Origin of the sequence: Mesorhizobium sp. LMG17149, assembly GCF_024518695.1 — a bacterium.
Classification (GTDB): domain Bacteria; phylum Pseudomonadota; class Alphaproteobacteria; order Rhizobiales; family Rhizobiaceae; genus Mesorhizobium.
The window spans coordinates 581,208-594,647 of sequence record NZ_JANIFL010000003.1 but is presented as its reverse complement, the minus strand read 5'-3'; the positions used below and the strand labels follow the sequence as shown (position 1 = coordinate 594,647).

General features: G+C 63.8%; 9 protein-coding genes. 1 reads left to right on the top strand and 8 read right to left on the bottom strand.

The genetic code is table 11. From position 1 onward, the window contains the following. Positions 1–249 precede the first annotated feature (249 nt). From NP945_RS08985 to rocF, 3 genes are all read right to left on the bottom strand, one after another. Positions 250–576: a DUF736 domain-containing protein gene (locus tag NP945_RS08985; protein WP_127327904.1), complete on the bottom strand. Its 327-nt coding sequence runs from the start codon at positions 574–576 to the stop codon at positions 250–252. Positions 577–1,212: 636 nt separating this feature from the next. Next, entirely contained in the window at positions 1,213–2,271 is a 1,059-nt protein-coding gene (locus NP945_RS08980; protein WP_256746144.1) for an ornithine cyclodeaminase, read from the bottom strand. Further along, positions 2,268–3,203, bottom strand: a complete 936-nt coding sequence (gene rocF, locus NP945_RS08975; RefSeq protein WP_256746143.1) for an arginase — start codon at positions 3,201–3,203, stop codon at positions 2,268–2,270. The genes NP945_RS08980 and rocF overlap by 4 nt, the downstream gene beginning before the upstream one ends. Before the next feature lie 129 nt (positions 3,204–3,332). Here rocF and NP945_RS08970 point away from each other — a divergent pair, with 129 nt between their 5' ends. Beyond that, complete coding sequence (locus tag NP945_RS08970; protein ID WP_127327909.1) at positions 3,333–3,773, top strand: Lrp/AsnC family transcriptional regulator; 441 nt, start codon at positions 3,333–3,335, stop codon at positions 3,771–3,773. A 133-nt stretch (positions 3,774–3,906) separates the two neighbouring features. Here NP945_RS08970 and NP945_RS08965 read toward each other — a convergent pair whose 3' ends face one another. The 5 genes from NP945_RS08965 to NP945_RS08945 form a co-directional block, all read right to left on the bottom strand. Continuing rightward, positions 3,907–4,074: a hypothetical protein gene (locus NP945_RS08965; RefSeq protein WP_256746142.1), complete on the bottom strand. Its 168-nt coding sequence runs from the start codon at positions 4,072–4,074 to the stop codon at positions 3,907–3,909. A gap of 329 nt (positions 4,075–4,403) precedes the next feature. After that, positions 4,404–5,333: a DUF2493 domain-containing protein gene (locus tag NP945_RS08960; protein ID WP_127327978.1), complete on the bottom strand. Its 930-nt coding sequence runs from the start codon at positions 5,331–5,333 to the stop codon at positions 4,404–4,406. Between the two features lie 357 nt (positions 5,334–5,690). Then, positions 5,691–6,752, bottom strand: coding sequence for a toprim domain-containing protein (locus NP945_RS08955; RefSeq protein WP_256746158.1), 1,062 nt, complete (start codon positions 6,750–6,752; stop codon positions 5,691–5,693). Then, entirely contained in the window at positions 6,752–11,041 is a 4,290-nt protein-coding gene (locus NP945_RS08950; protein ID WP_256746141.1) for a strawberry notch family protein, read from the bottom strand. Before NP945_RS08950 ends, NP945_RS08955 begins: the two co-directional genes overlap by 1 nt. A gap of 163 nt (positions 11,042–11,204) precedes the next feature. After that, a complete protein-coding gene (locus NP945_RS08945; protein ID WP_256746140.1) occupies positions 11,205–13,319 on the bottom strand; it encodes a ParB/RepB/Spo0J family partition protein in 2,115 nt (704 codons plus the stop codon). Positions 13,320–13,440 lie beyond the last annotated feature (121 nt).

Here is a 13,440-nt window from a genome sequence, read left to right as displayed (position 1 = left end):
GAAGTCTCACCAAGGTCGCCTGCCAGTGCCTGATCGCCGCCGCCGCCCAGAACATCAAAAAGATCGCCCTTTGCCTGTGCCCGAAGCCCAAGCCGGCCCGCGCATGAGGCTGAATGCCTCCTGTCAAAAATCTCCTGACACAAACAGTCCAAGACACTTCAATCACATAACAAAAAACCCCGCCGAAAATCGACGGGGTTTGTCAGCAGTCTGAGGCCCCGGCCTTCTGGCCGGGGCCTTCGCGGGTCCTCAGTCACCCCGCCGCGCATTCGGGCGGGACCAGATGAGCGAGAAGCCCTCTCCTTCCTCGTCGTCGAAGAGGTTGGCGTAGATCGGGGCGTTGAAGCTCGGATCGTCGAGCTTGAGACCGAGATAGTCGCGGCCCTCGTTGGAGCGCTTGGACCAGGCGGCGCCGATCTCGGCGCGGCCGACCAGCACCCGATGGCTGGGAGCGTTTTCGCCAGTGGCGCGTGTGTCTGGGACGATGCGCACGTTCTTGGCCTGGACGCTGAGGGTGACGATTTCACCGGTGAATTCTTCGTTGCCGGACTTCTTGAAGGTGCCGATGGTAGCCATGATAGTTCTCCTTGATCCTGATTGTTTCGAGCCGCACCATTGCGGTCTCGATGGTGGTCGAGAGGTCGGAGGCGATCGAGGGCGCACCCATGGGCCGAAGCGAAGCGGAGGATGGCGCTGGAGCGACTTTGTTGTGCCGCTAGGAATGACGGCGCAGCCGGCAGGGGAAGAAAGTCGCGAAGCGCCGTTGCGTCACAGGCGATCGAGGCGAAGCCGACCTTCAGACCAGAAACACCCATCGATGAGACCGCTTCGGTGTGCTCGTCACGACAGGAATGGATGAAGGAGAACGCGGCAACCCGCAGCCCTTCTTGTCCGACGATGTTTCACAATCGAACGAAATCCTGCTCAGCCTCTGGCACGCATTGTCGCATTCCCGAACTCGCGATGGATTGACGTGCCATGCGTTTGATTGATTTCAGGCGTGCTCCGCTGACCTCGGCGGTAGGCAAGCCTCCAATCAAGCCGGAGCTCTGATATCAAACTCAATCGCGCACCACCGCTCGACTTTGCCGCCTTGGCGATGATGGCCGTGGGGTTATCGGTGTCCTGTCTGGCGGTGTCCTCGAGTTGGAAAGACGCCAGGCCATGGGACCACGCTTAAGCGCCTTCTCATTTAAAGGACGCTGCCTTTGCTCAGGCAGCCGGCTGCAGTGCTGCCCTAATCAGCATGCCGAAGAGGTCGCGCGGCTCGTCGGGATCGGCGAGCAGGTCGAGCTCCTCATAGAGGCCGGTGGCCTGGAGCTGGTCGCGGACATAGCGGAGTGCGGAGAAATCTTCCGTCGCGAAGCCGACGGAATCGAACAGCGTGATCTGCTCCGCAGTCCTGCGGCCCTCTGCCTGGCCGGTCATCACCTGCCACAGCTCGGTCACCGGATGGCCGGCGTCGAGCTGCTGGATCTCGCCCTCGATGCGCGTCTGCGGTGGAAATTCGACGAAGATATCGGAGCGCAGCAGGATGTCGCGGTGCAGCTCGGTTTTCCCGGGGCAGTCGCCGCCGACCGCGTTGATGTGCACGGCGGAGCCGACCATGTTGTCGGTCAGGATGGTGGCGCACTGCTTGTCGGCGGTCACCGTGGTGATGATGTCAACGCCTTCGACAGCATCCTGGCCCGTCGTGCAGATGGTGATGTCAAAACCCTTGCCGGCGAGGTTGCGGGCGCATTTCTCGGAAGCTGACCGATCGATGTCGTAGAGCCGCAGCCGGTCGACGCCGAGCAGCGCCTTGAAGGCGACGGCCTGGAATTCGGACTGGGCGCCATTGCCGATAATGGCCATGGAGCGCGAATCCTTGGGCGCCAGGTATTTGGCGGCGACAGCGGAGGTGGCCGCGGTGCGCAGCGCCGTCAGGATCGTCATTTCGGTGAGCAGCATCGGATAGCCGGAGCCGACATCGGCGAGCACGCCGAAAGCGGTGACGGTCTGGCGGCCCTCGCGCATGTTCTTCGGGTGGCCGTTGACGTATTTGAAGCCGTAGAGGCGGCCGTCGCTGGTCGGCATCAGCTCGATGACGCCGTCATGGCTGTGCGAGGCGATGCGCGGCGTCTTGTCGAACAGTTCCCAGCGACGGAAATCCTCCTCGATATAGGCGGCGAGTTCGGTCAGGAACCGCTCGACGCCGATGGTCAGCACCAGCTTCATCATGCGGTCGACGCTGACGAAGGGAACGATGGCAAGGCGTGATGGCTGGGTCATGCAATGCTTCCGGAATGGCTGCGGGTGGGGCGGTCCATTATGCGCCGGCCCATCAGGCTGGCGGCGAGGTCGACCATCAGCGTGGCGGTGCGGCCGCGCTCGTCGAGGAACGGGTTGAGCTCGACCAGGTCGAGGCTGGAGACCAGCCCGCTGTCGGACAGCATCTCCATCACCAAGTGCGCCTCGCGGAAGGTTGCGCCGCCGGGCACGGTGGTGCCGACGGCTGGTGCGATCGAGGGGTCGAGGAAATCGACGTCGAGGCTGACATGCAGCAGGCCGGTGGCCTCTTCGACAAGGGCGAGGAAGGCGCGCAGCAAGGGCGCGATGCCGTGCTCGTCGATGGTGCGCATGTCATGCACGGTCACGCCGGCTTCGTTCAGCGCCCGGCGCTCGGCCGGATCTACGCTGCGCAAGCCCATCACGCAGATGCGGGCCGGATCGACGGCGACGGGCAGGTCCGGGAAATAGCCGTTGAAACCCGTCCGACCGCTGGCATAGGCAAGCGGCACGCCGTGCAGATTGCCGCTGACGGTTGTGTCGAGCGAGTGGAAATCGGGATGGGCGTCGAGCCACAGCACGAAGAGCGGCCGGCCGCGCTCGGCGGCCCGGCGCGCTATGCCCGACACCGTGCCGGCCGATATTGCGTGGTCGCCGCCCAGGAAGATCGGCATGGCGTCTTTCGAAGCCGCATAGGCGGTCTCGGCGATCGCCGCCGTCCAGGCGGAAATCTCCGGCAGCGCCTTCAGCGCAAGATTGCCGTGGACGATAGCGCGCGCCGCAGCCGGTTGCACCGCGCCCCAGTCCTCGACCTCATGGCCGAGTTCCGACAGCACCGAGACAAGCCCTGCCGTGCGCAGCGCGCTCGGCCCCATCTCGCATCCCATCCTGCCCGCGCCGTCCTGCACCGGCGCGCCAACGATCCTGCAGCGCATTTCTTTTGCCCTTACGATTGATCGAAGGAATGAATCACCATGCTCCGGCGGTTTGAACAGGGAAAATTGGCATTTCGAGAAGACTACTCTATCATATTGAGCAATCACTTTGATCGAAATGGAACAATCATGGATGCTCTCGATGAAAGGCTGGTCACGCTGCTCAGGCACGACGCCCGGCGCAGCATCTCAGATCTCGCGGTCGATCTCGGCGTGTCGCGCGCGACGGTCAGGGCGCGCATGGAGAAGCTGGAAAAATCCGGCGAGATCATCGGTTACACCGTGGTGCTGCGCGCCGACGCCGTCGACCAGAGAATACGCGGCGTGATGATGATCGAGATCGAAGGCCATGCCGCCGACCGCGTGGTCCGGGCGCTCGGCGGTCTGGCCGAGGTCTCGACCATTCACACCACCAATGGCCGCTGGGACCTGGTGGTCGAACTCGGTACGGCCTCGCTCACCGATTTTGACGCGGTGCTGCGCCGGATACGCCTCATAGCTGGCATAACCGGCAGCGAAACCAGCCTTCTCCTGGCGACGCCGCGCACGACCCGGGCACGACTGACATAGCGCGTTCGGGATTTCCGGCTCAGTCTCGCGACGCCATACCCTTGAGCGTCGGTGCAGTCGCCACAGCACAATCAGTACGAGGCGCGCCCGAGCTCGACGCGCCTCGCTGGTCGCCGACAAATCCGGCGTCAGTTCATTCGACGTAGGGGTCCATTTCCGCGACGATATCGCAAGCGTCTCCGTCATACTCATCTGCCGGTACGACAGCGACCGTTCCGTCCCCGGCTCGGAAAATGACAATGCTGACCATCATGCTGGTGGCGAGGCTGAAGGCGAAAGCGTTTGCTTCTGCGAGGGACATCTTTCCGGCTCCTGTTTGGAAGCGGGGACCATCCCCGCGTGACAGGCGCCCGATGTGTCCGGCCGAGGGCCGCAATCACCGTTGAGGCGAAGCCGAAACGGCGGCATGCTTCGCGTTGTCCGACCCTTCATGGGTTGATGGCAACAGGGCCTCGGACCGGATCAAGGGATTGCGCCGATAACGCAGTGATGGGTCGTGCTTCCGATTTCAGAAGCCGATGAATCCTCGAGCTTGACACCCTGCCTGCGCCTTCATCGCAAACCCGCCAGGAGTCGCTGGGTCAGACGCCGCTTGGGACGAACATCCGCCGACGAGCATGGCATTGGCCGTCATGCGGCGCCGAATTTCATGACCGGGATGCCAAGCTGGCGGGCCTTGTCGGCGAGGTTGTCCTGAATGCCCGTGCCAGGAAAGTGAATGACGCCGATCGGCAGTGCCTCGAGCATTGCATCGTTGCGCTTGAAGGGAGCGGCCTTGGCGTGCCTGGTCCAGTCGGGCTTGAAGGCAATCTGCGGCACCTTGCGATGGTGAGCCCATTTTGCCGCGATCAACTCGGCTCCCTTCGGTGAACCACCATGAAGAAGAACCATGTCCGGGTGCTTGGCATGGACCTGGTCAAGCTTGGCCCAGATCAGGCGATGGTCATTGAAGTCGAGCCCGCCGGTGAACGCGACCTTTGGCCCGGCAGGAAGAAGTGCGTGGCTATCGGCGTACTTCCTGGCGGCAAGGAAATCGCGGCTGTCAATCATTGCCGCGGTGAGATTGCGATGGTTGACGACCGAGCCTGAACGCGGTCGCCAGATCGAATGCGTGTGACGCTCGAAGTGCTCGGCGGCCTGATCGCGCATCAGTTCGAAGGCACCGCGGCGTTCGAGCAGCGTCTGACCTTGGGCGGTGAGCCGTTCGAGTTCAACGGACTTGACCTCTGACCCGTCCTGTTCGCGCTGCAGGCGCTGCTGCGAGACCTCGTTTTCGTCGAGTTCGCGCTCGATTCGGCTGCATGCGCGATGGAAGAGGTTGACCGTACCCCAAAGCAACTCCTCAAGATCGGGTTCGAGGCGCGTGTCGGCCATCGCCACGACGAGGGCATCGAAGATGTCGGCGGCGCTGGCTGCGATGACCTGGGCCTCGGGAAGCGGACGCGGATCGGGTTCGTCTTCGAAACGACGGTAGCCGTAGAGCTGGAGTTCCTGGAGGACGTGGTCGGTCGGAGATGATGCGGGTTGCGGTTCGAAGTGGGTATCGTCCGGGTCGCCCATGATTGTTTCCTTCGGCGGATCGGCCGCGCCCATCGCGGCCTTCATGGCGACGAAGGCAGCGGGCGGTCCGGACTTGCACCCGCAGCGCCAGCGCAGGGCCGAAACGCCAGTGGAGGATGGCGAGACCGGCTATTTTGTTTCGCGATGGAAGGCCTGAGGCCGGGGTCCCCGCGCGGCCTGCCGCGTGGGGTGGAAAGGGCCGCCGGAAAATAGCTGGGCGCGGCCATTGCCGGTCCGGGCCGCCTGCTGCCCGATCGCCCTCTGGAAGGCCGTGGGCCGGCCCACGTCCACGCGAAAAAACGCAATATGCGCATGACACCCGACAGCGACTTGCCGCCATCACGTCCCTCCTTCCGGTCAGGCCGCAAGGGGCATGAAACGTGGGACGTCCTGGGGTGCGAGCTGAACCCGCAACGACGCTCTGACGGCGTCCAGACCAAGCAGGCGCAGATCCTCGTTGAAGTCACCGAGCTGCGGTGTCAGCGCCATCGCTTCGATCCCGACCGAGCTGGCGCGCTCGATGAGGGTCGCCATTGCCCCATCCCCTGCCGGATCATTGTCGCGAGCGATGTAAAGCCGCCGCAGTGTGCCAGGAAACAGGATGGCTGACAGATGTGCCGCCGACAGGGCTGCGATGACTGGTAAGGAGGGCAGCGCTGAACGCTGCGACAACATCGTCTCGATGCCTTCGCCGGCCGCCATCACGTCACTACAGACGCCGAAGCGGACCGCGTGCCCGAGCAACTCGCCCATGGCTCGCCTCGGCGTGTCGATCGAAGCTCGGCCGAGATTGGCTTCGCTGAAGCCGCGCGGATCGAGCCAGGTGCGGTGGGCGCCGGTGAGCTTGCCGTTGAGGTCGGTCACAGCCGCGATCATTGCGGGCCAGGTTTCGGTCGGCCCGGATTCGTCGGGACGATAGTAGCAGCGCGGATGAAAGCGAAGAGAGGCTGTTTCGTGCAAGGCTGTGATCCCGCGTGCGCGCAAGTATGTCTCGACGGGCGTGCCTGACATCGCGTGCGACATGGAGACCAGCCGCCTGGCCGCTTCGGCAGAGCCGCAAGGGGCGGCAGCCGATCGTCGTCTGCATTCAGTCTTATCGGGGGTTGGCTGGGGCATGGACAAAAAGCTGCGCGCCTCATCGGCGACGTCCTTGAAGGCCGCCGTGCCAAGACATTCCCCGATGACGTCGAGCAGATCGCCGTGCTCGCGGGTGGCGGCATCCGTCCACTTGCCTGCCGCGCCTTTACCCGAATCCGGACCCTCAAGGCGGACAAACATTGACCGCCCAGGCGAATTGCGAACATCGCCAACCAGCCAGTACCGGCCTTCGCGGTGACCATTGGAGAGATAGCGGCGGCACACCGCTTCGGCCTGTCGGGCAAGACGGTGTGCCAGTTCGGAAGCATTGTGAGGGAACATCATGCTGCCTCCCTCTCACTGACGCGCTGCACAGGATAGCGCTCAAGGACCGTGGCAAGTACCGCAGGTCCCGTCGCGTCGATGGGGACGAACATGCGCAATTTCCACGATATGATCTCGTGGAACAGCCCGTCCGCCGAGAGCCGCTCGCGCATAGCGTCGGTGAAGCCCGAAAGCTCGATTCGATTGGCGCCCATGATGCGGACGCGGCGCAGGTGAAGTCCCTCAGCAAGGTCCAGAGTCGTGCCGCCATCCATCAATGCGTTGAAGGCGTCCGCCGCGGTTAACGGACTCACACCGATTGCGAGTGCGCTGGCGACCCAGGCCGCCGAAACCCTGCGACCGATGATGTGCTCACCGTCATCGGTCTGAAGGCGATAGACGCGGCTCGATTCGTTGGGTAGCCGTTTCCAGATCGGCAGCAGCAAGCCCGCGACGATGTGGATGGTCGAATCGGTGAACGCGGGGATGCCGGCAACCTCGGCGCTCCACGCCGCCTCGAAAGCGTCGCGATCCGCGTTGGCCCAGTGGCTCTCCTCCATCATGCGCAGTGAGGCATGATGTTGTTCTATTGGCCGGATCAGGCGGACCCGTCGCTCGATCTCACCGTCATCGAGCATGAACGAGGGTGCCGGCAGTTTCACTGCTGCGCGCCCTGACCGTTCGTTGATGAGGAGAACGACATGTGACGCGGCGAGATGGGCGACAGCCTCCTCGACTGACATGGGTCGATTGCGCTGGCGCTGCGCGATGGTGAGGAGCTGCGTTTCGGCGCCGGTGCCCGGATGGATGTAGATCGTGCGCCGCCCGGTGATCACGAAGCTCTCGGCCCGCATCGTTTCCAGCCCGACGTCATGGACGCCAGCCGCGATGGCGCCTTCCACCTTGGCTGTAAGCAACTGCTCGAAGACCGCGAACAGGATGTCCTGCAGGTCGATGGTGAGTGCGAGCAGGCGATTGAGGAATGTGCTGATCGGCGGCAGCTCATCCTTGATGCCGCTATCGTCCATCAGCTTCAGGCCAGTCATCTCCTCGAACCCCTGCAACGAGCACCCTTCGACCTTGCCGCGGGCGACCAGCAGATAGAGCTGGCGCAAGGCAGCGCGCGCATAGTGCGATTCCAGATTGTCCTCTGGCCGAAACAGGCCATGCCCGCCGGTCTGGCGCTGCCCGCGCGTGATCGCGCCCAAGGTGTCGAGGCGGCGGGCTATGGTGGAGAGGAAACGCTTCTCCGCCTTCACATTGGTCGCGATCGGCCGAAACAGCGGGGGCTGCGCCTGATTGGTCCGGTGTGTGCGACCAAGACCCTGAATGGCGGTGTCGGCCTTCCAACCGGGCTCGAGCAGATAGTGGACGCGCAACCGCGTGTTCCGCGCCGACAAGTCGGCGTGGTAACTGCGTCCCGTCCCGCCGGCATCGCTAAAGACGAGAACACGTTTCACATCATCCATGAAGGCTTGCGTCTCGGCGAGATTTGCGGAGGCCGCGCGGCTCTCGACCATCAATCGGTCTCCGTTCCGCACAATGCGCCGCGACCGCCCCGTCACCTCCGCCACCATTCCCGTACCGAAGCGCTGGATGATCTGGTCAAGCGCGCCGGGGACCGGCGGCAAGCTGGCAAGCTTTTCGATCAGCGCCGTGCGACGCGCGACCGCCTCGCGGCTCTCGACGGGTTGCCCGTCACGATAGACCGGCCTGGATGACAGGTTGCCCTCGGAATCCGTGAAGGGCTCATAGAGCTGGACCGGGAAGGAATGGGCGAGGTAGTCGAGCACATATTCGCGCGGTGTGATGTCGACGCGGATATCGTTCCATTCCTGCGTCGGTATCTCTGCCAACCGCCGCTCCATCAGCGCTTCGCCTGTGGAAACGATCTGGATGACCGCGCAATGACCGGCATCGAGATCCTGCTCGATCGAGCGGATCAGCGTTGGCGTCTTCATCGATGTCAGCAGGTGACCAAAGAAGCGCTGCTTGGCGCTCTCGAAGGCCGAGCGCGCGGCTGACTTCGCCTGGCGGTTCAGCGTGCCGCTATCGCCCGTGATGTTCGCCGCCTGCATGGCAGCATCGAGATGGTTGTGAATGATGGCAAAGGCGCCAGCATAGGCATCGTAGATGCGCCGCTGCTCTGGCGTCAGTTCGTGCTCGAGCAGTTCATACTCGACGCCGTCGAAGGAGAGCGAACGAGCTGTGTAAAGTCCGAGCGCCCGCAGATCACGGGCGAGCACCTCCATGGCTGCCACGCCACCCGCCTCTATCGCCTCGACGAACTCCGCCCGGGTCGAGAACGGAAAATCTTCGCCACCCCAAAGGCCGAGCCGTTGCGCATAGGCCAGATTGCCGACCGTGGTCGCGCCGGTCGCGGAGACATACACGACACGCGCGCTCGGCAGTGCGTGCTGCAGACGCAGGCCGGCGCGGCCCTGCTGCGAGGGCGCGACATCCCCGCGTTCTCCCTTGCCGCCGCCGGCGTTCTGCATCGCGTGCGCCTCGTCGAAAATGACCACACCATCGAAATCGGAGCCCAACCATTCGACGATCTGCTTGACCCGCGAAACCTTCTCGCCACGGTCGTCGGAACGCAGCGTGGCATAGGTTGTAAACAGGATGCCTTCCGCCAGAGCGATGGGACGGCCCTGCGGGAAGCGCGACAGTGGAGTGACCAGCAGGCGCTCCATTCCGAGGGCCGACCAGTCGCGCTGCGCATCCTCAAGCAGCCTGTCCGACTTGGAGATCCATACGGCCTTGCGGCGGCCTTGCAGCCAGTTGTCGAGGACGATACTGGCGGACTCTCGGCCCTTGCCGACGCCCGTGCCGTCCCCGATGAAAAACCCGCGTCGGAAGCGCACCGCCCCTTCCGCGTCCTCGGGTGCGGCTGTGACGATATCGAACGTATCGTCGACCATCCATGACCCGGCGAGAAAGCCCGAATGGGCGTCGCCGGCGAGGATCAGGGTTTCAAGCTGAGCATCGGAGAGTGACGTTAGGATATCGACGGGAAGCGTTGGTCGATAGCTGGGCTTTGGCGGCGCGACGGACGCCATCGCGGTGGATTGGACGAGTCTGGTCGGATGCGCTTGGGAGCCTGGAATACGGATCGTCTGCAACCCGTAATGCTCATAGATCGCGTCAGTCAGCCGCACTCTCTCGTCGGGTGCCCAGTCGATCGTTTCATACGAGAGTTCAACGCCGGCCGGCTCGGAAGGCGCCGGCCGAGCAGGCGTAGCGATAGAGCGATCGAGACAGCCGCGCACGCGGCGCGGTATCGCAACAAGGGGAGCGACCTTTACCGTGTCGGCGACCGGCAACCTTGCCGGAAGATGTCCTTCTATCCAACTGAGCAGCGCTGCAACGTCCGGGGCAAGACCGGGAGAGACCGGAAAGACAGAAGGATCATTGGCCGGCAGCTTGTCGATGACCGTCAGGCGCGTCTCGATCGTTGTGCCGTGCCTGGCGTAGACAGAGCCCTCGATAGCCGCCGTGAAGACGACGCGGCCATGCTCCTGCAGACGGATGAAAGCGTTACGCCAGGCGGGTGCCTCCGGTGCGAAATTCGCGCTGCTGATCGTGACCAGGCGACCACCGTCGGCAAGCCGGGCGAGCGCCGAGACGATGTGGCGACAGGCTGCGTCGGAGACGCGACCCTGCACATTGGCGAGGACGGAAAATGGCGGATTCATCAGCACGACAGTCGGCATGATCGCCGGATCGATATGGTCATCGATCTGTGCGGCGTCGAACCGGGTCACCGCACCCGCCGGAAAGAGGCTGGACAGCAGGCCGGCGCGGACCTCGGCAAGTTCGTTGAGGACGAGCGAGCCGCCGGCGATCTCGGCGAGGATGGCGAGCAGACCGGTGCCGGCGGATGGCTCCAGAACGCGATCGAAGGGGGTGATGGCCGCCGCAGTGACAGCCGCGAGGCCCAACGGGATCGGCGTCGAGAACTGCTGCAACGCCTGACTTTCCTCGGAGCGGCGCGTCTGCGTGGGCAGTAGGCCAGCGATCCTGCCAAAAAGCGGCAAGGCGCGAGCCGGAGATCCGGCTTTGCGCAGAAGTGATTTTCCGTATTTGCGCAGGAAGAGGACGGTTGCTGCCTCGCATGCATCGTAGGCGGTCTTCCAGTCCCAGGCGCCGCTTGCGTCGGACGCTTCAAACGACGCTTCCATAGCACCGCGCAGAAGAGCCATGTCGATACGGTGACCCCGTTCGAGATGGGGAAGCAGAAGCAGCGCTGCCGCGTGGATTGCCGCGGCTGGGTCGGCGGTGGCTGTCGGGAACGAAACGTTCATCGGGAAGGTCCTTCGGAGAGCGACACGGGAAAGCCCTCCGGCGCTCTCTCTGACCGGACGGGCTCAAACCCGTCGCGCCCGCCCTCTCACTCTGACCACCGCACACAAAAAGGCCCGGCGCTCTTGCAAGTGCCGGGCAGCCAGATCATCCGCGAAGCCGAGGCTATTCCGCGGCGTCGAGTTGCTGCTCACTCTTCTCGTCGCCCCGACTGTCTTCGTCGTCACCGGCGAGAAAATCGGGCAGCGCTTTGTCTGCCTCGTCCGCGTTTGACGCGCCCTCGGCATCGAGGTCGATGAGCCGCAGCGGTTCGGGCAGCCAGCCACTGTCGGCCAGCAGCCGCTCCGCCTCTTTGGCCATGTCGTCCTTCTTGAGGTGGTCGATAAGCTGGGCGGCGCTCTCGCCTTCACCCTCGCGAACGGCCTCGATAATACGTGCCTTGGTGACGCGCCCGAGATAGTTGCCGACCGTCGGCCGCCAACCGGCATCGACCATGTCGAGGCCGACTACCCGGGCCAGGTGATCGGCCTCAGTGAGACGCTCCTGCACGCCATGTGCCGAGATAGCGCCGTTCCCATAGCGATCGGCCTTTTCATAAAGGGCGTTCACGCCGAAGGATGCACAATGGGCAAAAAGCGCGGCTCGCTCGTCGTCAGTAAGCGCCGCAAGCGCATCCCAGAGGTCGTCGACCCCCCCAGGCAAACGGGTTTCCCAGGCCGCGTGGCGGACTTCGACCGCGTGCGCGTAAGGCGTGTCGCGAAGCTCGGCAGATTGGGCCGAGAAAACCGTGCCGCGGACAGAGACTTCCATCGCGACACCCTGTGATCTGTAGCGGGAAAACACGTCGCGCACGAACTTGTGGAGCACGGCAAGGTAGGCGATCGCCGGATCGTTCGCGAGCTTGTCGCGTAGCGCCAGCGTGCGCTCGGCGGTCAGTTCCATGATCAGGCGATCCGGCAAGGGCTTGATGCCATCCTCCTCATCATCCTGCGGCTGAGCTGGCTGGCCGCCGATGGTAATTACCGCCCGCTGGACCGACGTCGCCCCATCGTCGGTTCCCCCGGCCCCGAAGTCACTCTCGCCATCGGGCGCAACGGAAGCTTCGTCCTCCGGCTTCACATAGCCACGCTCGACGAGAAGCGATCCATCGGCGTCAACGCTGAGAAAGACACCCGCTTTTGCAATGTCGACCGGATCGAAGTGGACGGGGCGCGCCTCCAGCGCACAAATGGCGGCTTCAAGCTCGCCAAACCGCTGGTCGATCTCATCGGGCAACTCGTCCGCCTCTTCGTATTCCGCCTGCAGCTTGTCGAACTCGTCACGCAGCGCCCCGAGCGTTGCCTGCTCCTCGTCGGTCAAGTCAACGGGCGTGCCGTGGAGTTCACGCAAGCCGTTCGCGGCGCCGTAGGGAAAGCTCACCGCGACCTCGATCCACTTCCAGCCCTCATTGGCAATTTCATCAGCCGTGAGCTGGAGCTTTTCGGCGACAAGACGGTCGAGCAGCAGCGCGTCTTGGAGCCATCCGCCGTCATCCGACTGGAAGAGGTCACGCAGCACCTGGCCGCCAGCTGCCTCATAGGCATCGAGCCCAACGAACACGGAACGCTTGTCGGAAGCGCGGACAGTGTTCTCCGTCAACATGCGGCGAATCTGGTATGGCTCTTTCGACCAGCTGTTCTTGATCGCCTCCCACACTTGCTCCTGTCTTGCGTGGTCGTCACTGACCGAGAACGCTTCGAGCTGAGCGATCGTCATTCCGGCGTCGGCATAGACATCGAGCAGCGCCGGCGACACGGCGGTGAGCTTCAGGCGCTGCTTGACGATGGTGACGGAGATGAAGAAAGCGGCGGCAATCTCCTCCTCCGACATGCCCTTGTCGCGCATGTCCTTGAACGCGCGATAGGCATCCAATGGATGAAGTGGGACGCGATCGATGTTCTCGGCCAGCGAAACTTCCTCCGCCAGGACAGCGTTGTTGCCCATGACACAAGGAACGGGTGCGGTCCTGGCAAGCCGCTTCTGGCTCACGAGCATTTCGAGAGCGCGGTAGCGGCGACCGCCGGCCGGCACCTCGAATATGCCTGTCTCGTCGCCGCCGGCATCGAGCAGGGGACGAACATGGAGGCTCTGGATCAGGCCCCGGCGGGCGATCGAAGCCGCCAGATCCTCGATCGAGACGCCGGCCTTGATGCGCCGGACGTTGCTCTGGGCGAGCACCAACTTGTTGAAAGGGATGTCGCGCGAGGACGACAAGGTGATCTTTTGAACGGCAGTAGCCATGGTGTTTTCTCCGCGACGGTGGCCGAGAGCCTCTCTCTCGACCCAAACCCGTCATGAAATACCGGCACCCCTCTCACTCTCCTGGCCACCGAACCGGGAAGCCGGCGAAGCGCGGTCCGAC

What these genes read in the sequence shown, in the direction of transcription:
- NP945_RS08985 (WP_127327904.1), bottom strand. Translation starts at nt 576, where the DNA reads ATGGCTACCATCGGCACCTTCAAGAAGTCCGGCAACGAAGAATTCACC.
- NP945_RS08980 (WP_256746144.1), bottom strand. Translation starts at nt 2,271, where the DNA reads ATGACCCAGCCATCACGCCTTGCCATCGTTCCCTTCGTCAGCGTCGAC.
- rocF (WP_256746143.1), bottom strand. Translation starts at nt 3,203, where the DNA reads ATGCGCTGCAGGATCGTTGGCGCGCCGGTGCAGGACGGCGCGGGCAGG.
- NP945_RS08970 (WP_127327909.1), top strand. Translation starts at nt 3,333, where the DNA reads ATGGATGCTCTCGATGAAAGGCTGGTCACGCTGCTCAGGCACGACGCC.
- NP945_RS08965 (WP_256746142.1), bottom strand. Translation starts at nt 4,074, where the DNA reads ATGTCCCTCGCAGAAGCAAACGCTTTCGCCTTCAGCCTCGCCACCAGC.
- NP945_RS08960 (WP_127327978.1), bottom strand. Translation starts at nt 5,333, where the DNA reads ATGGGCGACCCGGACGATACCCACTTCGAACCGCAACCCGCATCATCT.
- NP945_RS08955 (WP_256746158.1), bottom strand. Translation starts at nt 6,752, where the DNA reads ATGTTCCCTCACAATGCTTCCGAACTGGCACACCGTCTTGCCCGACAG.
- NP945_RS08950 (WP_256746141.1), bottom strand. Translation starts at nt 11,041, where the DNA reads ATGAACGTTTCGTTCCCGACAGCCACCGCCGACCCAGCCGCGGCAATC.
- NP945_RS08945 (WP_256746140.1), bottom strand. Translation starts at nt 13,319, where the DNA reads ATGGCTACTGCCGTTCAAAAGATCACCTTGTCGTCCTCGCGCGACATC.